This window comes from Gilvibacter sp. SZ-19, assembly GCF_002163875.1.
Lineage (GTDB): Bacteria > Bacteroidota > Bacteroidia > Flavobacteriales > Flavobacteriaceae > Gilvibacter.
Window position 1 is genome coordinate 2094555 of the sequence record NZ_CP019333.1, and the last position, 18989, is coordinate 2113543.

At 44.1% G+C, this 18989-nt stretch carries 13 protein-coding genes; 7 read left to right on the forward strand and 6 right to left on the reverse strand.

Annotated elements, in window-relative coordinates; genetic code table 11:
• Positions 1 to 2: 2 nt before the first annotated feature.
• From BTO09_RS09725 to BTO09_RS09750, 6 genes are read left to right on the forward strand one after another with little or no spacing between them, the layout of a single operon-like run.
• Positions 3 to 1292, forward strand: a complete 1290-nt coding sequence (locus tag BTO09_RS09725; protein WP_157663480.1) for a hypothetical protein — start codon at positions 3 to 5, stop codon at positions 1290 to 1292.
• A complete protein-coding gene (locus BTO09_RS09730; RefSeq protein ID WP_087524590.1) occupies positions 1292 to 1981 on the forward strand; it encodes a YjjG family noncanonical pyrimidine nucleotidase in 690 nt (229 codons plus the stop codon). The genes BTO09_RS09725 and BTO09_RS09730 overlap by 1 nt, the downstream gene beginning before the upstream one ends.
• A gap of 56 nt (positions 1982 to 2037) precedes the next feature.
• Positions 2038 to 2577 (forward strand): hypothetical protein, encoded by a 540-nt coding sequence (locus tag BTO09_RS09735; protein ID WP_087524591.1) that lies wholly within the window; start codon positions 2038 to 2040, stop codon positions 2575 to 2577.
• A gap of 3 nt (positions 2578 to 2580) precedes the next feature.
• The gene (locus BTO09_RS09740) at positions 2581 to 3984 is read left to right on the forward strand and encodes a DUF5723 family protein (protein WP_157663481.1); all 1404 of its coding nucleotides are present in this window, start codon (positions 2581 to 2583) and stop codon (positions 3982 to 3984) included.
• Entirely contained in the window at positions 3981 to 4808 is an 828-nt protein-coding gene (locus BTO09_RS09745) for a hypothetical protein (protein ID WP_087524593.1), read from the forward strand. The genes BTO09_RS09740 and BTO09_RS09745 overlap by 4 nt, the downstream gene beginning before the upstream one ends.
• Before the next feature lie 3 nt (positions 4809 to 4811).
• Entirely contained in the window at positions 4812 to 8183 is a 3372-nt protein-coding gene (locus BTO09_RS09750) for a VCBS repeat-containing protein (RefSeq protein ID WP_087524594.1), read from the forward strand.
• A 1-nt stretch (position 8184) separates the two neighbouring features.
• Here the strand turns inward: BTO09_RS09750 and BTO09_RS09755 are convergent, their stop codons facing one another.
• A complete protein-coding gene (locus BTO09_RS09755; protein ID WP_087524595.1) occupies positions 8185 to 9462 on the reverse strand; it encodes a replication-associated recombination protein A in 1278 nt (425 codons plus the stop codon).
• 81 nt (positions 9463 to 9543) lie between these two features.
• Here BTO09_RS09755 and BTO09_RS09760 point away from each other — a divergent pair, with 81 nt between their 5' ends.
• Positions 9544 to 10299: a rhomboid family intramembrane serine protease gene (locus BTO09_RS09760; protein ID WP_087524596.1), complete on the forward strand. Its 756-nt coding sequence runs from the start codon at positions 9544 to 9546 to the stop codon at positions 10297 to 10299.
• Here BTO09_RS09760 and rlmB read toward each other — a convergent pair.
• From rlmB to BTO09_RS09785, 5 genes are all read right to left on the reverse strand, one after another.
• A complete protein-coding gene (gene rlmB / locus BTO09_RS09765) occupies positions 10296 to 11039 on the reverse strand; it encodes a 23S rRNA (guanosine(2251)-2'-O)-methyltransferase RlmB (RefSeq protein WP_087524597.1) in 744 nt (247 codons plus the stop codon). The two genes, BTO09_RS09760 and rlmB, sit on opposite strands and share 4 nt — an antisense overlap.
• Positions 11040 to 11099: 60 nt before the next feature.
• Positions 11100 to 12077, reverse strand: a complete 978-nt coding sequence (locus tag BTO09_RS09770) for a hypothetical protein (protein ID WP_157663482.1) — start codon at positions 12075 to 12077, stop codon at positions 11100 to 11102.
• Positions 12078 to 12097: 20 nt separating this feature from the next.
• Positions 12098 to 13765, reverse strand: coding sequence for a SusD/RagB family nutrient-binding outer membrane lipoprotein (locus BTO09_RS09775; protein WP_087524599.1), 1668 nt, complete (start codon positions 13763 to 13765; stop codon positions 12098 to 12100).
• 21 nt (positions 13766 to 13786) lie between these two features.
• A complete protein-coding gene (locus BTO09_RS09780) occupies positions 13787 to 17056 on the reverse strand; it encodes a SusC/RagA family TonB-linked outer membrane protein (protein ID WP_087524600.1) in 3270 nt (1089 codons plus the stop codon).
• Between the two features lie 124 nt (positions 17057 to 17180).
• The gene (locus BTO09_RS09785; protein WP_157663483.1) at positions 17181 to 18875 is read right to left on the reverse strand and encodes a BamA/TamA family outer membrane protein; all 1695 of its coding nucleotides are present in this window, start codon (positions 18873 to 18875) and stop codon (positions 17181 to 17183) included.
• Positions 18876 to 18989: the final 114 nt, after the last annotated feature.

Consider the following 18989-nt stretch of genomic DNA (forward strand, 5'->3'; position numbering starts at 1 on the left):
CTTTGGATTCACTGCTTATTTATTGTCCTAAAACCAGTCCCAGACTCACGTATATCTTTAAGCATATCTGTACGCGTCTGCTGGGGATGGAGATCTCTTTTACCTCTGAGATTCCGCCTTTTGTGGCCCATGCCGGCCCCAAGATCTGGTATGGTCCAAGTGGACAAGGCAGCTCTTTTTTTGTAAAAAGTCACGAGCTATTATTTGAGCAGGGCGTCGCCGATGTGGAGATCAGGGTAAAGCCCTGGGAAGAGACCGTTGGGTTTTTTCCAACTTCCGTAGACAGTAATCTGCCCTTCGATATTTTTGCGGCCAGTTTTTATTTGTTGAGTCGCTATGAAGAGTATCTGCCTCATGTAAAAGACAGCATGGGACGTTATCCCGCCACAGCAAGTTTGGCAGCTCGCTCCGAGTTTTTACACCAGCCTGTTGTAGATATTTGGGCACATAAATTCCTAAGGGCACTAATAGAGGTCTTTCCCGACATAAAATACAAACTCCCCGAGTTTACAACCGAGAATTTGATAGATGTTCCTATGGCCTTTAAATACAAGGATAAAGGCTTTTTAAGGAGCTTCTTCGGCTATTTTTCTGATCTGTTTCGTCTGCGTTTTCGCGCTATTGCCCACCGTACGCGGGTGTTGTTGTTGCTAAGCAAGGATCCGCACAATACCTTTCAATGGTTGGCAGAGGAGAGCAAGAAATCTGGAGCCAGCTATCGCTGCTTTTTTCAGGTCGGAGATTATTCCTTAGACGACTACAACATCTCTCATCACAAAAAGGCCTATCGAAGCCTTATAAAATCCGCAGCAGATTATGCACCTGTCGGCTTGCGTATCTCGCATCGCGCTTTAGCCGATTTTGCTCAGCTCAAAGAAGAAAAACGGCGTTTGGAAACTATAACGAACCGGCCAGTGGAATCGAGTATCAATGCCTCCGGGGTATTGAACATTCCAGAAATATTGCGAGCTCTAGTAGATCTGGAGATCACGGCAAATTATTCCATGGGTTATACCGAGACCCCAGGGTTTCGAGCGGGTACAAGCAGACCATTTTATTTCTACGATTTGGATTTTGAAGTACAAACCCCCTTGCGCTTGGTTCCCTATTGTATAGCACACAGCGCTGTGGAGGAGCTCAACCAAGAACAGATAGAGGAGCTGATCCAAAGATACAGTTCGCAATTAGAAGCTGTTGGGGGCCTTTTAACAACCCTCTTGCAAAACGATACCTTTGCCCTTAGTTTTGAAAATCGATTTTGGCGCAACATTTATACGCAAAGACTAAGCTGATGAATAACCGAAATATCACTGACATTTTCTTTGATCTGGACCACACCCTTTGGGATTTCGACAAGAACTCAGGGCTGGCTTTTGAGCGTGTTTTCAAAACCTTTGAAATTCCGTTACAGCTGGAAGATTTCTTAGCGGTCTATGAGCCCATTAATTTACAGTATTGGAGACTGTATCGCGAAGAACGTATCGAAAAGCAAGCCTTAAGACGCGGTCGTTTAGGAGATGCCTTTGCGCAGTTCGAGCTCAGCTATCCGTTAAACACAATAGATGCCATGGCGGAGCAATATATAGAGGAACTTCCCAAAGACAATTATCTTTTTGATGGCGCCACAGAACTGTTGGAGTATTTGCAGCCCAACTACAGACTGCATCTAATAACTAACGGTTTTCATGGCGTACAACACAGAAAGATCCAAAATTCTGGTATCGCTCATTTTTTTGAAACAGTGACTACCTCAGAAGACGTGGGGGCTAAAAAGCCGAACCCCAAGGTTTTTGAGCATGCTTTAGCGCTTGCCGGTGTAACAGCTACTACCTCTATGATGATAGGCGATAGTTTCGAAGCCGATATACTTGGCGCAGAAGCTGTTGGTTTTAAAACCATCTTTTTCAACTACAGGAATCAAGACGTAGCGCAAGGGCGAATCGCTGTGAACTCGCTAGATGCTATTAAAAACCATCTCTAAGGCAATACGCTATTCTATAAAGCGTTGTATATTTAGGCAACCCCAAACCTACGCCCATGAGACCGAAAATCTTTTTTCTTCTCGTTTTGTGTTGTGTTCTGAGTTCTTGTATTCGAGACACGGACTTTGAACAAGCAGATCAGATTACCCTGAGTCCGGAATACGAACTGGATTTGGTGTATTTTACTGTAGACACTTCCATGTTTGAAGCAGCTGGCGAATTGGGGGACAGCTTTAAGGTTACCGATACCACTAATATTCGGTTTCTTGACGACAGCTTTATAAGAGAATCTTTGGTGCGAGCCGAGGTTTTCTTTAGACTTACTAACAGTATCCCCCGCGATTTCGAGCTAGAGGTAGAGTTCATGACCCTGGCTAACGAAGTGCAATACCAATTTGGTATTCCAATAGCGGCCGGTTCTGTAGGCGCCCCCGTTATCACTGAGCATATCGAAATATTCGAAACCACAGAAGAGCTGCAAGCTTTGACCAATTCTTCTCGTGTGGTGATCAGTGTGTCTAGTCCAGAATCTGTTGAGGCTCTGGAAGGAACATTGAACCTACAATCTAAATCCGCTTACTTCCTGGAGTATTAGATCATGCGAAAATTATTGTGTTGTTTATTGTTCCTGCCGATGGGAGCAGGCTTGGTAGCTCAGAATAAGACCATTGTTTTTGGGTATGAGGATATACCCCAGTCGTTGCTGGTAAATCCCGCTGCCGACATGCCTCAGGATTTCCATGCCGGAATTCCCCTCTTGTCGCAATTCTATCTGCACGGTGGGTCAAGCGGTGTTTCTGCCTACGATATTTTTCAAGAGTCTTCCACAGATATCAATCAGCGCATAACGACCGCTATAAATAATATGGATTTCCGCGATTTCTTTACTGTGAACCAACAGTTAGAAATACTGAGCGCTGGTTGGCGAAATAAAAAAGGAGATTACCTCTCTGCAGGGCTTTATCAGGAGCTCGATGTTTTGGCTTATTTTCCAGAGGACCTAGCCGTCTTGGCTTGGGAAGGCAATCGCAATTATATAGGCCGCAGCTTTGATTTGGGGCAACTCAGTGTTACTTCGGAGGTGCTTATGGTATACCATGTTGGAATCAGCAGGCAGTTTAATAAGAACCTCAGGGTTGGAGCGCGTGCAAAATTGTATTCGAACATTGCCCATGTCAGCTCAACTGCAAATCGCGGTAGCTTTTTAACTACAGAGAATCCCGGAACGCTCAACATCTATCAGCATATAATTAGTAATGCCGATATAGAAGTAAGAACCTCGGGTATCGATGCTATTTCTGAGGCCGGAAGCCCAGGTCGAGAAGCGACCAAAAGGGCTTTGTTGGGTGGAAACTTAGGCCTTGGAGTGGATCTTGGGATCAGTTACGATTGGGACAGAAACTGGACCTTCGATGCCAGTATTCTAGATCTAGGATTTGTATATCACAGTAATGATGTAAAACGATATACTGCAGCTGGAGACTATGTGCTGGATGGCGTGGAATTTATATTCCCACCCTTGAGCGACGGACAAAGGACCTTGGACTATTATCGGAACCTGACAGACGACCTAGACGCTTCAATTCCTAGAGATACTATATCTAATGGATATATACAACTGCGTCCAACAAAGATCAATGCTGCGCTATCCTATGGTTTTGGAACCTTTGGAGAAGGTGAGGAATGTAATTGTCTCAATAAGGGAAGCACCCGCTTTAGAGAGCGACTGGGGTTGCAATTCTTTAGTGTGATCAGACCGCGTAGACCACATATGGCGCTTTCTGCTTTCTATTATCGCAGACTTACCGGTTTTTTATCGGCCAAGGTCGCTTATACGGTCGATGAATATTCAGCCAGCAATTTAGGAGGTGGTTTTGCTGCGGATATTGGCCCCGTTAACTTCTATTTTACAGTCGATAACATTTTGAGATATGGCAATGTTGCAAGGGCAAAAAATGTATCTTTGCAAGTAGGGCTAAATCTTAAATTATCTTCTGAATGAAACTACGATTTCTCGTACTGATCGCGGCAATTCTTTTCAGCTCGCTCAGCAGTGCGCAAAAAAGCATTCACGACTATCATTACATCTTTGTTCCCGATCAGTTTGAATTCCTAAAAGGAAAAGATCAATACCAGGTGAATTCCTTGGTGCGATTCTTATTTAAAAAGCACGGCTTTAACGCCTATATCGGAGATGAGCTGCCGCTGGCACTAAAGAAGCAGCCTTGTAAAGGACTTTATGCCGATGTGCAAGGAATAGAGAATTTTATGCATACCAAGGTGCAGATCAGTATTAAGGATTGCTACGGAGAAGTACTATTCACCTCCCCAGAAGGGAAGAGCAAGGACAAGAACTATCGCAAGGCCTATCACGGAGCAGTTAGAGAAGCCTTTGAAGCCATCGCGGCCTTGAACGTAAAACAACTGCCTTTATCTGTGCTAGAAGACACGGTGGAGCAGCCAGACGAGGAGGAAACTGAGGTTGAAACTGAAGAGGCGGCAGAAGTTGAAGTTGAAGTCCAAGAGGAGGCGCCAGTAGCTATCGAGCTACAAGGTGAGCTTGATGCGGAGGTGATAGAAGCCGTTAAGGTGATTCATTTGGTTTATAAAGACTACGAACTGATCAAAAAAGGTCGTGTTTATCAGGTGCTGTATAAAGGCGAGCAGATCGGTACGGCAGAACCTACTCAAGAAGCGAACGTTTACAAAGTAAATACAACGCAATTCACCGGAATGGGCTACGAAGGCAATAAGGCCTTTAGACTGGAACGAGCCATAGAAGGGCTGGAGCAGACCATCAGCATGTTGTTCAAACCAAAACAGTAGGTAATGTCAAAACTCGGAATTATATGTGCAGTTTTTTTGAGTTTCCTTTTTATCGCCTGTGACGAAAAGGATGCCAAGTCAGAAAAAGACACCGCAACATCGGCAGTAAAAAAAGAGAAAGATCAAGCCAAAGAAGCTAGAAAGGGACTCTTTGAGCTATTGCCCTCAAGTGAAACTGGAATCGACTTTGCCAATACCTTGGTAGACGATGTATCCACCATGGAGAACCTCTTTAATTTTGACTATTTCTACAATGGGGCAGGAGTGGCTGTCGCCGACTTTGACAACGACGGGCTGCAAGATCTTTTCTTTGCCGGAAATCAGCAACCCAATAAGCTCTATAAGAACCTTGGCGGACTAAAGTTTGAAGACCTAAGCGAGAAAGCAGGTATAAACAAAGGGAAGGTTTGGGCAAACGGAGTTACCGTTGCAGATGTGAATCAAGATGGTCTTTTAGACATTTATGTGAGTCAAGGAGGGCCAAAACAAAGGCAAGATCGTCAGAATCTACTCTTTATCAACCAAGGAGATTTTAAGTTCCAAGAGTCGGCCGTGGCTTATGGCCTTAACGATAACGGGATCAGCACCCAAGCGGTATTCTTTGATTACGACAAAGACGGAGACCTAGATTGTGTAGTCTCTAACGAGAATGAATTTTACGGCTTGGATCCGCAGCGATTCTACGCGACCATAGATAAGAGTAAGGAGAATTTGTATAACAGCAGCACTCACCTATACCGCAACGACGGTGGTAAATTCACAGATGTTAGCGATCGAGCTGGAGTACTGACCGCCTCATTTGGTTTAGGAGTTAGTGTAAGCGACATCAATCAAGACGGTTGGCTAGATATCTACATTGCCAACGATTATTATGTGCCAGACGCGCTTTATATCAATCAAGGTAATGGGACCTTTAAAAACCAAGTTAAGGAGACCACCAAGCAGGTATCTTTTTACGGAATGGGGGTTGATATAGACGACCTGAACAACGACGGCCTGAAGGATATTTTTGTGCTCGATATGGCCTCTAGTGATCATATCCGTTCCAAGACATTGATGGCCTCTATGAACGAGGCGCGTTTTTCACTTTTGGTGGACACTTACGACATGCCGTATCAGTACATGTACAACAGCGTACAGCTCAATCAGGGCGATGCGAAGTTTATAAACGTGGCCCAGCAAACCAAAATGGCCAAGACCGATTGGTCATGGGCAGGGCTTATAACCGATTACGATCTGGATGGTAACAAAGACGTCTATGTGACCAACGGTTACAGACGCTACGCTTTAGACAATGATCTGCGCAGACAGGTTGCAGAAGTGCAACAGGCCTATGCGGGGCAGGTACCCGTGGAGATCAAGAAACAGCTTTACGATGCTATGCCGTCAGAAAAGCTATCGAACATCATGTTCTGGAACAAGGGTGAACTGGCCTTTGAGAATCAAGCATACAATTGGGGCTTGGCCAATCCGTCCTTCTCGAACGGTGCTATCTATGCCGATCTAGACAACGATGGCGACTTGGAATTGGTGGTGAACAACATCGACGAGACGGCCTTTGTTTATAAGAATACAGCTGTAGAGCGAGGACTGAACAACTTTATCAGTGTGGAGACCCAAGGGCTGCTCTCTGAGGCTTTCCCTCAGGTGTATCTCACACAGGAAAATGGTAACACGCAACTTATAGAGGCAAAGCGTGTTCGAGGTTATCTTTCTGCAACAACACAAACGGCGACTTTTGGGATAGGGCAGGACGCTACTGCCGCGGAGGTTAAAGTAGTTTGGCCCAGTGGAAAGCAAGAGGTTCGCAAAAATGTAGCGGCCAACAGTAAATTGACTTTTAAAGAATCCGAAGCAACAGAAGCTGCAGGGAATATGAAAACCCCGCCAGCCATGATCAAAGCTTCCGCATCGAATTACGGCCTGGATTTCTCGCATCAAGAGAACGATTATAACGATTTTAGTCTGGAAGTGCTTTTGCCGTATAAGCAATCTACTATGGGTCCTTTTATAGCTACTGCGGATGTTAACGGCGATGGTTTGGAGGATGTTTTTGTCGGAGGCGCTGCAGGACAGGCGGGCCAACTTTTTAAACAAACTGCTACAGGTTTTAGTCGTGTACGTGTTCCGGCTTTTACAACCGATGCCGGATCTGAAGACCTCAAGGCGATCTTTTTTGATGCAGACAGCGACCAAGACCTTGACCTTTATGTGGTCAGCGGAGGCAACGCCTTTGCACAAGGTTCTAAAAGGTATGCAGATCGCTTGTATCTCAACGACGGTAAGGGCGGTTTTTCTAAAAGTGTAGACTCCGGATTAGATGGATTGACCCACAGCGGGCAAGCTGTTGCTGCATTGGATTATGACAAAGACGGCGATATGGATCTGCTAGTTGGCAACCGCTTGATGCCACAGCATTATCCGCAAGCGGCTCCGAGTTATTTGCTCAATAATGATGGGGCAGGGCATTTCACCCCTGCAGACAATAGTAGCTTTTCGGCGGCGGCCGGTCTAGGCTTGGTCAATGATATTCTGGTCACAGATTTCGATGCCGATGGTTGGTCCGATCTGATCATTGCTGTAGAATGGGATGCTGTAAAGATGTTTAGAAACAATCAAGGTGTATTTGAACCCTACACTGCTGTAGCAGGTTTGGACCAAAACAAGGGTTGGTGGTTCTCTGTTAGTGAAACAGACATCAACGCAGATGGAAAACCAGATTATATCTTGGGTAACCTCGGCGTGAATAGTAAATACAAAGCTACCAACGAGAGCCCGCTAAAAGTATATGGACACGATTTTGACGATAATGGCACTTTTGATCTGGTTTTGAGTTCCAAGTATAACGGTAGAGACGTACCCGTTCGCGGTAGGGAGTGTTCTTCTCAGCAAATGCCTTTCATTGCTCAGAAATTCGAGACCTATGCGTCATTTGCCAATGCGTCCTTGCAGGATATCTACGGTGCTAAGCTTAATGATGCCTATCAGCGAGAGGTGAATCAATTTCACTCCATGGTTTTGCTAAGCACGAGTTCTGGAACTTATAAACTTGAAGAATTGCCGGCCTTTGCACAAACTGCTCCAATACTTGGAGGTGTTTCACTCGATCTAAACGGTGACGATCAAACGGAATTCATCGCTGTCGGGAATATTTACAATACGGAGGTAGAAACACCGCGTATGGATATGGGAACCGGGCTTATCATTCAGTCTCAAAACGGGGCAATGAAAACCTTGGCTGGGCCAGCAGCCTTCTATGTAGAAGGAGATGCTAAATCTATAAAAACGGTGAATCACAAAGGCAGTGGTAAAACCTTGATCCTGGTAGGGAGAAATAATGCTTCTATGGCGGTTTACGAATATTCAGGATCCTAGATCAGAACTCGTATTTGTCTTTCCACAATTGACTTAGGTATTCCTTGAGCGCTCTTTCGCGTTTGTTGTTTCCCGGCCTGTAGAAATTGAAGTCGCTAAGTTCTTCTGGTAAGAATTGATGCGGCACAAAATTGCCTTCGTAATTATGCGCGTATTGATAACCTTCTGAATACCCTAGTTCTTTCATGAGCTTGGTTGGGGCATTGCGAATAGATAGCGGAACAGAGAGGTCTCCTTGATTTCTAACAGCTTGTTGTGCTTCATTTATGGCTACATAAGAGGCATTGCTCTTGGCTGAGGTTGCCAAATAGATCGCGCATTGTGAGAGTATGATACGAGCTTCAGGGTAACCGATCACCGTTACGGCTTGAAATGTATTGTTGGCGACCATCAAAGCCTGAGGATTGGCATTGCCAATATCTTCAGAAGCTAGGATAAGCATTCTGCGTGCGATGAATTTAACATCCTCACCACCTTCTATCATTCTCGCTAACCAATAGACGGCGGCGTTAGGGTCGCTACCTCTTATCGATTTAATAAAAGCTGAAACGATGTCGTAATGCTGTTCGCCGGTTTTGTCATAGCGAACTACATTCTGTTGCACCTTTTGGGTTACAAGATCATCGGTGATCACTATTGGCTCTGTGGTGGCAGTGGCCACGACCAATTCGAGTATGTTGAGTAACTTTCTGGCATCACCTCCAGAAATGCGCATCATAGCCTCTGTTTCCTGCAGTTTTATCTTTTTTTGACTAAGTATATCGTCTTGAGCTATTGCACGCTTTAAAAGCGCTTCTAAATCGTTTTTAGAGAAAGCATTCAGCACATAGACCTGACAACGCGATAAAAGGGCCGGAATTACTTCGAAACTCGGATTCTCTGTTGTGGCACCAATGAGTGTGACCCATCCTTTCTCCACAGCCTCCAAAAGTGAATCTTGTTGTGATTTACTGAAACGATGGATCTCGTCTATAAAGAGCAGCGGATTTTTAGTCGTGAATAGGCCGTCTTCTTTTTTTGCTCTTGCGATTACCTCACGAACATCTTTAACGCCGCTACTTATTGCACTCAGCTTAAAAAAAGGACGTTCAACAGTATTGGCAATTATGGTGGCCAAGGTAGTCTTTCCAGTTCCGGGTGGTCCCCAAAGGATCAACGATGGTAGCACTCCCTGCTTAATCTGATTGGTCAGCGCCCCATCTGGTCCAACCAAATGTTGCTGACTAATATAGTCCTCCAGCGTTCTGGGTCTAATGCGTTCTGCCAAGGGTGCATTCATGCTTTAAAAATACGTTTTAGTTCAAGAAGTGACAATTTAGCAGCAGGGAATTCATGGCTAAATTTTTGATACTTTAGGAGTATGCGACAAATAGAGTATCCTTCTGTATTTGAATTCCGGCGGATAGCCATTGCTGTAGGTCTTGTTATGCTTTTGTGGATAGCCCTTTGGGCAGACCTGCGCTTTGACTTGAATCTGAGAAGCTTGGGTGTGTACCCAAGAACTGCAGAAGGATTGAAAGGGATCTTCTTGACACCTTTTATCCATAAAGACCTCAGCCACTTGACCAACAATAGTATTTCGTTGGTAGCACTGCTGTGGTTCTTATTCTATTTCTACCCTAAGGCTGCATGGAAAGTCTTATTCTGGGGTATTGTACTGTCTGGTTTAGGCACTTGGCTAATAGGGCGCCCTGCATTTCATATAGGGGCGAGCGGTGTAGTGTATATGCTGGTGAGTTTCTTGTTCTTTAAAGGGGTCTTTAGCGGCTACTACAGGCTTATCGCACTTTCTTTGATAGTAGTGTTCTTATATGGTGGATTGTTGTGGTATGTATTCCCGATCGACCCCAAGATTTCGTGGGAAGGGCATTTGTCTGGATTCTTTGTGGGCTTTGTCTTTGCCGGATTCGTCAAAAGTGGGGTAGTACGAGATTATCATTATCCTTGGGAACATCCAGAGTTTGATCCCACTAAGGATCCTTTTATGAGACGCTTTGACGAGCAGGGTAATTTTGTTCCCGATGAACCTGAGTCAATAGAAGAGGAGGTAGAAGCTGCTGAAAAGATTCAGGTCAACTACAATTATAAACCATCCGAAGATAAAAGTGCTAATTAGGCCAATCGCTGTCGTTGCGCTTCGAACAAGATCACTGCGCTAGCTACTGCCACATTGAGTGAATCGACCTCTTCTGCAATAGGGATATGAACTTGCGTGTCTACCATTTTCAATACAGAGGGGTTGATCCCTTTACCTTCTGATCCCATAATAAGTGCAAAACCACCTTTTAGGTCCGTGTCATACACAGATTGATCTCCTTTCTCGGTAGCTGCGATGATAGGAATGCCTTCTGCCTGAAAGTGGAAAAGCGCATCTTTTATATGATCTACCTTACAGATTGGAATTTTGAATAAAGTACCTGCAGAGGTTTTAACAGCGTCAGCATTTACAGGAGCACCTCCCTTTTTCTGGATGACAATTCCATTGACCCCTGCGGCCACTGCAGATCTTATAATAGCGCCAAAATTACGAACATCACTGATCTGGTCTAGTAGTAGAAATAGGGGAGCCTTTTCGTTAGAAGTAGCGTTTGCAATCATTGTTTCGAGGCTCACAAAACTCACCGGGGCAATATTGGCGACTATGCCTTGATGATTACGTCCTTTAGCTAGCTTTTGAAGTTTCTCCATCGGCACGTAAGAAATCGTAGCGCCCTGTTTTGCACATTCGTTTAGTAGTGCTTTAACTTTTGGATGCTGCTGATTGGATTGTGCGAATACCTTGGCAATGCTCATCTCTGCATTCAAAGCTTCTTCTAAAGCGTGTATTCCGTAAATTCTACTGACTTGTTCTTCCATAGGGCAAAAATAAAAAAGCTGCCTCGAAAGGCAGCTTTTTCTATATAATAAGTGAGAATCTTATTGTTTAGTGAGCGTAGCGAATACTGCTCTAGGAGCTTCACCACAGTCGCTGTCTGAGTTATCAGTAAAGCGGATGATGAATACTGAATCATCTCCAGTAGTGTACTCTCCTAATGCACCGTCAGGTGATGGTCCAATAGTTAGACCAGAAGAACACTGTAGTCCAGAGTTCTGTCCTGGTGGAATCACAACTGTGTTACAGATGAACTGCATTGCGAAATCAACAGGATCCTGACCTACACCAGCGTCTGGAAGGTACACGTAGTCGAAAGCACGATCTACAGAAGTACCACCTTCTGGGAAGTACAACTCAACGATTCCACCTTCTTCAAATACGTTGAAGTCAAGTACACCTGGTACACCGTTAGTAATTTGGTATGGTCCAAGGAACTCTTCTTCACCTACAGGACATACTACAGGAGTAACATACTGGAATGGAGAAGCAAAGAATCCACCAGTGATGATACCACCAGCGTTGTTTACAGAGAATGTACGACCGTCAGTAAGGTTCAACGCGAAACGAGTAGTGAAAGTATCACCACCGAAAATAGCGTCTGGCTCAAGACCAACAGCAGCTAGCATTTCAGTAAGAGTCAAGGTGTAAGTAGTTCTTGGAAGTCCAAATGGACCTGGAGAGAACTCACTTGCAGGAATGTTACGGATAAATACTTCCTCGGTAGTTGCAGCAGAAGAATCACCTTCGTCAGCAGAACCGTCCGCAAAAGTCAAGTATGCGTCAACACTTTCTAAAAGTGCACCACCTTGGTTATCTTGCTCTTCGATTTCAACAGAGAAGACAGCGTCAGTAGAACCTAAAGGAAGTTCGTTAGACGTAATGGCGATAGTTCTAAGAACCGCACCAGACGTCACACCGTCAAATACCTGATCAATCGTATTGTTTGAGTCTTGCTCACAAGAAGTTGTACCCATAACGAGTACAGCTCCTAGTGCGGCAAATTTTAATAGATTTTTCATTCTTATCAATTTTTTTTCAATTAGTTAGCAGGAGGGAAAGCAGGCCCAGCAGGCTGAGTATCCCAGAATACCTGAGTATTGTTGTCTTGTCTCTGCGTAATGTTTGGATTCGCAATAACCTCAACAGATGGATACAAGAAAGTTCTTGGGAATACACCTGGGTTTGGATCAAGGTTAGGGAATACAGTAGTTGGATATCCTGTTCTTCTGTAGAAGTTGTAAGAATCCGCACCACCACCATACATGGTTACGAAGAATTGCTCAGCTAGAGCGTTCCAAGAATCATCTGAAGTATCAGTGATCAAAGCAGCTTTAGCAGCGATAAAGTCAGATACAGTAGTTGCGTCTGGCTCGAAAGAAGTGTCACGAGTAGTATCCAATTCTCCGAAAGACTGAACTTTTGCGATAGACTTAGTAAGACCAGCTTCTACGAATCCGGCAGCAGCTCCAGGAGAACCACCAGCAAGAGCTACTTCAGCTCTCCAGAAATCTACGTAAGAAGCAAGGATGATAGGCTCGATACCAGCTCCAAGTCCACCAACATCTTGGTTAAGACCATTGAAACGGTTGTCATCGAATAAACCACCAGCTGGATATACACCTACAGCAGTACGTGTAAAGTTGTCTGGAGGAGTTCCTTCATCGTTACCGTGAGAACGTCCCCAGTAACCATCTTCTAAGAAACAAGCTGGAATTCCAAGAGCAGCGTATTGTGCTGGAGGAGTCTGAAGAGAACACTGAAGTGTCTCACCGTTTCCTGCAGGGTCACAAGATGCACCAGGAGTACAATCAACCTGACGGAAGAAGTAGTAACGGATACGTGGATCATCATCAGAACCGTCAGTCTTATCAGCTTCTTGCATAGTCCAGATCAACCAGTTTGACTGATAGATGTTGGCACCAGAAGTTGTATAGTCTGCATTATAGTCTGGGTGACGAGTGTTAGGGTTTAGCAACTGAGTTCCGTACTTGAATTCGAAATCAAGAGAAGAATCGTTGATAAAGTTTCCAGTCGATACGATAGCGTTGAATTCAGAAATGTTTCCTGTAGTCAAAGCGTGACGCATGATCAATGTGTTTACCATTGCAACCCAAGCGTCAGTATCTCCTCCGTAGAAGAAATCTGTAGCAGTACCTACACTAGCTCCAGCGAAGTAAGCTTTAGCCTCATCCAACATAGCGCGAGCAGCAGCGTAAACTGAAGCATCGTCGTCTAGCATTGGGTTAGGGAACTCATCTGGATTAAGTGCTTCACTGAAAGGAATATCACCTAAGAAGTCTACTAGCATCATCAAAGTGTGCGCTTGTAGAGCCTTAGAAACACCTAAGTGGAACTCTAGACCACCACCATCAGCTTCGTTTTGAGCTTCGATGATGTTGATGTTCGCGAAGATGCTACTGTAAGAACGACTCCATACACCGTCAAAGGTAGAAGAGTTGTAGTTAGCGAAGTAGTCACGTCCGAACATGTAGTCGATACGAGTCAATTCTGCACCACGATCGTTGAAAGTGATAGCATTTGTTACGTAAGCACGCTGAATGGTGTTAAGTAACAGATCCGGGTCTGCCTGTTCTGGCGAGATTGCGTTCGGACTTACAAGTTGTTCCAACTCGGTCGTCTCACAAGAGTAGAACAAGGTCCCACTCGAGATTAACGCAAGTAAAAAGATTTTATAGATTGTTTTCATAACTAAATTAAGAGATTATAATTAGAATGATGCTTTAATACTCAAACCGTATCTTCTTGATGAAGGACCGTTGATGTAGTCAAATCCACGTCCGTTACCAATACCAACACCAGCTACGTTAGGATCGAAGTTCGCTCCGTCAGGTGTGTTGTAAGCATCATACCAAAGGTTGAATCCACTTGCTGTTACTGATAGTGAACCAAATGGTGTTTTTTCTAGCCATTTCTTTGGAACTGAGTATCCGAAAGAAACTTCTTGCAAACGAATAACAGAAGCATCGTAAACCTGCAGTTCTTTTGGTCCGAACAATACGTTCGAGAAGTAGTACTGCGAGTTGTTGATCTGGATTTCGTTTGGCTGTCCTGTAGATTGGCTAACACCTGGTAAAATAAAGGTATTTGCACGATCCTCAGTTTCAACGATCAAACCACGTCCAAGCAATACTGCGATAGTAGAAGATGCGATATCTCCACCTTTAGTATGGCTGAATTGGAATCCTAGGTTGAAGTTCTTGTAAGACAAGGTGTTGATAAAGTTCATTACGTAATCCGGGTTCGGGTTACCAATGATAGGAGTAATCTGACGACCGTCGTCAAGTACAACTTGATCTTCAGTTACATAGTTACCAGCACTGTTTACTACGAAGTTTCCAGCGTCATCACGTAGAATACGAGTACCAACGATCACACCTAATTGCTCTCCGCGGATAGCGGCGTTAGCACCTAGGAAAGCAGCAGTAGAACCAGCGAAAAGAATTTGATCTTCTTCTTGCTCAGTTACGATTTGCTCACTCTGTGTGAAGTTAACACGAGAATTCCAGTTGAATCCGTCTTCTTTATCACTCTTAAATAAGTCTACGCTTAAGTCAACTTCCCATCCGTCACCTTCAACTTTACCAATGTTATCCTGAGTCTGAGTAAATCCAGAAGAAGGAGCCAATGGCTTAAATACGATAAGGTCTTCGGTAGAACGGTCGAAGTATGAAACGTTCAAGTTAACACGGTTGTTCAAGAAACGAGAGTCAAAACCAACTTCGAATTCTGAGATAAGTTCAGGCTTCAAGTCTGGGTTTGCACGGAATCCGCTGATCGCGTTAGTTGTAACAGGTCCGTTAGCACCACCGTTTACGTTGATGGCAAGGTTCAAGTTCTGTACTGTTGGGAATCCAGTTGGGAATCCAGCAGAAGTACCAAGACCTGCACGTAACTTCAAGTAGTTAAGTCCCCATTCAGATGAACGAATAGAAGGGAATGCAGCAGTTGGTAGGAACGATGCAGAGATCGATGGGTAGAACTGATTGTTGTTTTCTGTTGGTAAGTTAGAAACCCAGTCATTACGAGCAGAAAGCGTTAAGAACGCCCAGTCGCTGTAGTCAAGAGAAGTTTCAGCAAATACACCAACAATGTTTCTGAAAGATGTATTCTGGATTGGAGTCTGAGTCAAGAAGTTGAAGTGACGAAGAACGCCAAATACAATTTGTCCGTCAGACTGAACACCTTGCTGATCGAAGTTTCTTGAACGGCTAGTTGCACCAGCTGTAAAAGTAATTCCGATATCGTCAGTGATGTCATAGTCACCACTCAATGTCAAGTAGTGATCCCAGATACGTACGTTGTTGTCCCAAGTGATGTACTGACCAAAGATTGCTTGGTTGAAGTTTACACCATTCTTGTTAGAGTACTGTGTGTTACGCTCGTTGTAGAAGTCAACACCAGCACGATATAGTAAGTTCAAGTTGTCGCTAAAGTCATACTGAAGTTGAGCAGTACCGAATACACGGTTTGTCAACTGAGTAGAACCAGCGTTCTCAACAGTCCAGCGTGGGTTGATGATATCGTTACCGTTACGGTAGTAGATAGATCCACCGGTTTCTGGAATAGTGTAAGGAAGTCCCATCAAGTCTACAGAACGCGGAGTAAAGAATACGTTCGCGAAAGTAGAGAAACCTAAAGTACCGTTACCACGAGAGGCCGCTACTGGAGGAGATGCAACTTGGTTACGAGAGAAATTCAAAGTAGCAGATACTGTGAAGTTGTTAGTAAGCTGTGCGCGTCCACCAACTGCAAGAGTATTTCTGCGAATGTTGTTTCCTGGTGTAAATCCTGTTTCATCAAGGTGACCGTAGTTAACGTTGTAAGCAAGCTTACCATCGTCAGAGTTACCACGGATGTTGATAGAAGTATTTACTACATCACCAGTACGGAAGAAGTTCTCAACACTGTTGTAAGGTCTCCACTCGTAACGTACACCAGCAAAACGATTTCTCAATTCGTTGTCACCACCGTTAAGGTTGTTCAAGAATGCAGAAGAATCGTAAGGGTGACGCAATGTTCCTTGAGCGTCGATCAAACCAGCTGGGTCATTCAAGTATCCGTCAACACCATCAGCGTTGAAAGAAGGACCCCAGTTAGAGAAGAACCATCCGAAAGATTGGTCGAAACCGTTTCCGTATTTGTCTTGGTAATCAGGTAGAGAAGCAATTTCGTTTACGAAGAACGATTGGCTAACTGTGATTTCGGTCTTCTTAGCTGATTTGTTTGCTCCACCGCCACCAGACTTGGTAGTAATTACAATTACCCCGTTACGTCCAGCTGTACCGTAAAGTGTTGCTGCTGCAAGACCTTTAAGTACGTTTACGCTTTCGATGTTATTTGGATCTAAGTCTAGGAAACGAGAAGAACCGACGTTACCGTTAAGGAAGTTACCTTGGGCGTTAGTATCACTTGAGAATGGTACACCATCTACAATGAATAATGCCTGGTTACTACCGGTAATCGAATTGTATCCTCGAATTACTACGTTAGTTGCAGATCCAGAAGTACCACTCTGAGAAGTGATCTGTACCCCAGATGCTTTACCAGAAAGCACACGAGCAACGTCACCTTCTGTACGTTGTTCGATATCTGCTGATTCAACAGTACTTACCGCATAACCTAGGGCCTTAGCCTCACGCTTGATACCTTGGGCAACTACCAATACTTCTTCAAGCTCGGTCCCTGGTACCATTTGTACGTTTACAGTAGATGTACTTGCAGTTACTGCGATTTCCTGTTGAGTAAAACCTACGTAACTGTAGACAAGCGTCTGTCCAACTGATGCTCCGATGCTATAATTACCATCAAAGTCAGATTGAGTTCCAGTCGCGGTGCCTTTTACAATAATGTTAACCCCAGGTAATGGTAAACCGGTATCATCGGTCACGTTACCCGTGATTGTTTTGTCTTGTGCGAACGTCAGTTGCACTACAAACGCCATGAATAGCGTTAAAATTCCACTAAACTTTGTTCTCATTTTTATAATTTATTTGAATTAGCCAATGCCAAAAATCACAATAAAAAGTTAATTACACAAGTTTTTATACTTAAAATTTACTTTTTTTTAAGGTTATTGTTACCCTTGTGTTAAGGGGGTTTTCCTAAAAATTTGAGCGTAAACTGAGGTGTATTTTCGTGTTCGAAAATGAGAAGGGAAGAGCACCTGTTTTTCCGTTTGCAATATTGATCTTAAAAACCCCTGCTTTAGATAAAAATCCGAGTCCAATTCCAAAACTTATCAATTCTTCCTGGGTCTGATTGAGCTCATTTTCCAAATATCCAACATCTGCTATGCTGTGAACATAGAGTCCTGGGTTGATTAAATAGCGGTATTCAGTATTGAGAACCGAATACAGCTGGGCGTCAATGCTGTTCTCGTCAAAGCCTCGTATAGAGGTGATCCCTCCAAAGCGCATGAGTTCGTTGGTGAGGTAGTTGTCGCTAATAAGGGTCTCTGTGGTATTTCTTATAAATACCGAATTGTTTTCATTGAGTTCAAAGATATAGAAGCCGTCAAAGCTCACCTTGACTTGATCACTGGTCATGGCGGCGCTCCTGTTTCCAAATTGACCCTTGAGTTCCCAGCGCGTCTTGTTCGGAAAGAGCAGGCTGGGTTGTGGGATCTGATATTGCAGTCCGACCAAAACAAAGTCAGAGGTGTAGTCTGCAATTGTGGCGGCGGTAAGGGAGTCGTCTAGTAAGTTGTTGGATTCGTAATGGGTGTAGCCTGCAAGTGCTCGTAACCTTGGGTTGATCTGATAGTGTAGTTGTGCTTTCTGTTCAACGGTGACAAAACTTGAATCGCGTTTAAAGATGTAGAGTTCTAAATCTACTCCCAAGGGCGTCTTGAATAAATAAGGTAAGGAGGTGGCTACTCTAAAGTTCTGCTGATCGCGGCCGTCGCTTTTGTAATTGAGTCTAATCTCCTCTCCAAAATTCAAGTTGTTGCGAAGTTCCAGGTCTAGGTATCCGTTAAAGATGATCTTGGAGTCTGATTCGCTATTGGCGAAACCTAAGATCCCGTCAAAGCTATTGCTCGATCTCTTTTTGAGATAAAGGTAAACTTCTGTACTGTCTGGACGGAACAGCACTTCCGGTGCTTTGGAACTAGTCACAAATGGCAAGCTCTCAATTGCCTCGTAATTCTTGAGGAGTTTTCTCTTGTCAAAGACCCCTCCGGTTTTGATCCCTGCGAAATACTTGAGGTAGGATCTTGGGAATTTCTCATAACCCTTGATTACGATCTTGTCTAAAGTTCTGCTTGTGCCGGAGCTGACGCTCAAGGTGCCGGTCATAGTTTGTGGATCTTCCAGATCGAGATCTACCAGTTGAACAGTTGCAAAGGCATTGCCCAAACTGTTTTGGTAGTCGGTTAGCATTTGCATGCCTGTTTCCAGATCTTCAAAGGCTAGTGTTATCAATGTATCGCTTACGGCCGGGAAAAGACGTTTGAGATCTTTTATGGGTATGCCAGAAAAGCTGTGGTTTATTTTGAGGGTAGTGATCTGTTCTCCTAAGTTGTAGGTTGCGACAAAGATCGAGTCAGTCTTTGCTATAGGGGCTTGGTAGTTTAGATTGATGTAGCCGGATTTTCTGAGATAGCTTGCGGCTGTATCCGCAGCAGAGGACATGCTGGCCAAGTCTGGGTAAGTTAACTGGTTGAAGAGGGATTTGACTTGCTCTGTTTCGGGCTCCGGACTGACCTCTAGCTCCAATGTAAAATTCTGGGCTGTAGCCAATCCGCAGTATAGTATATATATATTAAGGTATAAAGCGCGCTTTAAAAATCGGTTCAAAATGCCTCGGATTATCTCTGTAAATCTAACGCAAGTGAAGGTTTTTTCATATAAATAGGGTCGCCAAATTATAAGGATTTGAAAATTACAGAGTATACGTTTGAATACTAGAAT

What these genes read in the sequence shown, in the direction of transcription:
- BTO09_RS09730 (WP_087524590.1), top strand. Translation starts at nt 1,292, where the DNA reads ATGAATAACCGAAATATCACTGACATTTTCTTTGATCTGGACCACACC.
- BTO09_RS09735 (WP_087524591.1), top strand. Translation starts at nt 2,038, where the DNA reads ATGAGACCGAAAATCTTTTTTCTTCTCGTTTTGTGTTGTGTTCTGAGT.
- BTO09_RS09740 (WP_157663481.1), top strand. Translation starts at nt 2,581, where the DNA reads ATGCGAAAATTATTGTGTTGTTTATTGTTCCTGCCGATGGGAGCAGGC.
- BTO09_RS09745 (WP_087524593.1), top strand. Translation starts at nt 3,981, where the DNA reads ATGAAACTACGATTTCTCGTACTGATCGCGGCAATTCTTTTCAGCTCG.
- BTO09_RS09750 (WP_087524594.1), top strand. Translation starts at nt 4,812, where the DNA reads ATGTCAAAACTCGGAATTATATGTGCAGTTTTTTTGAGTTTCCTTTTT.
- BTO09_RS09755 (WP_087524595.1), bottom strand. Translation starts at nt 9,462, where the DNA reads ATGAATGCACCCTTGGCAGAACGCATTAGACCCAGAACGCTGGAGGAC.
- BTO09_RS09760 (WP_087524596.1), top strand. Translation starts at nt 9,544, where the DNA reads ATGCGACAAATAGAGTATCCTTCTGTATTTGAATTCCGGCGGATAGCC.
- rlmB (WP_087524597.1), bottom strand. Translation starts at nt 11,039, where the DNA reads ATGGAAGAACAAGTCAGTAGAATTTACGGAATACACGCTTTAGAAGAA.
- BTO09_RS09770 (WP_157663482.1), bottom strand. Translation starts at nt 12,077, where the DNA reads ATGAAAAATCTATTAAAATTTGCCGCACTAGGAGCTGTACTCGTTATG.
- BTO09_RS09775 (WP_087524599.1), bottom strand. Translation starts at nt 13,765, where the DNA reads ATGAAAACAATCTATAAAATCTTTTTACTTGCGTTAATCTCGAGTGGG.
- BTO09_RS09780 (WP_087524600.1), bottom strand. Translation starts at nt 17,056, where the DNA reads ATGAGAACAAAGTTTAGTGGAATTTTAACGCTATTCATGGCGTTTGTA.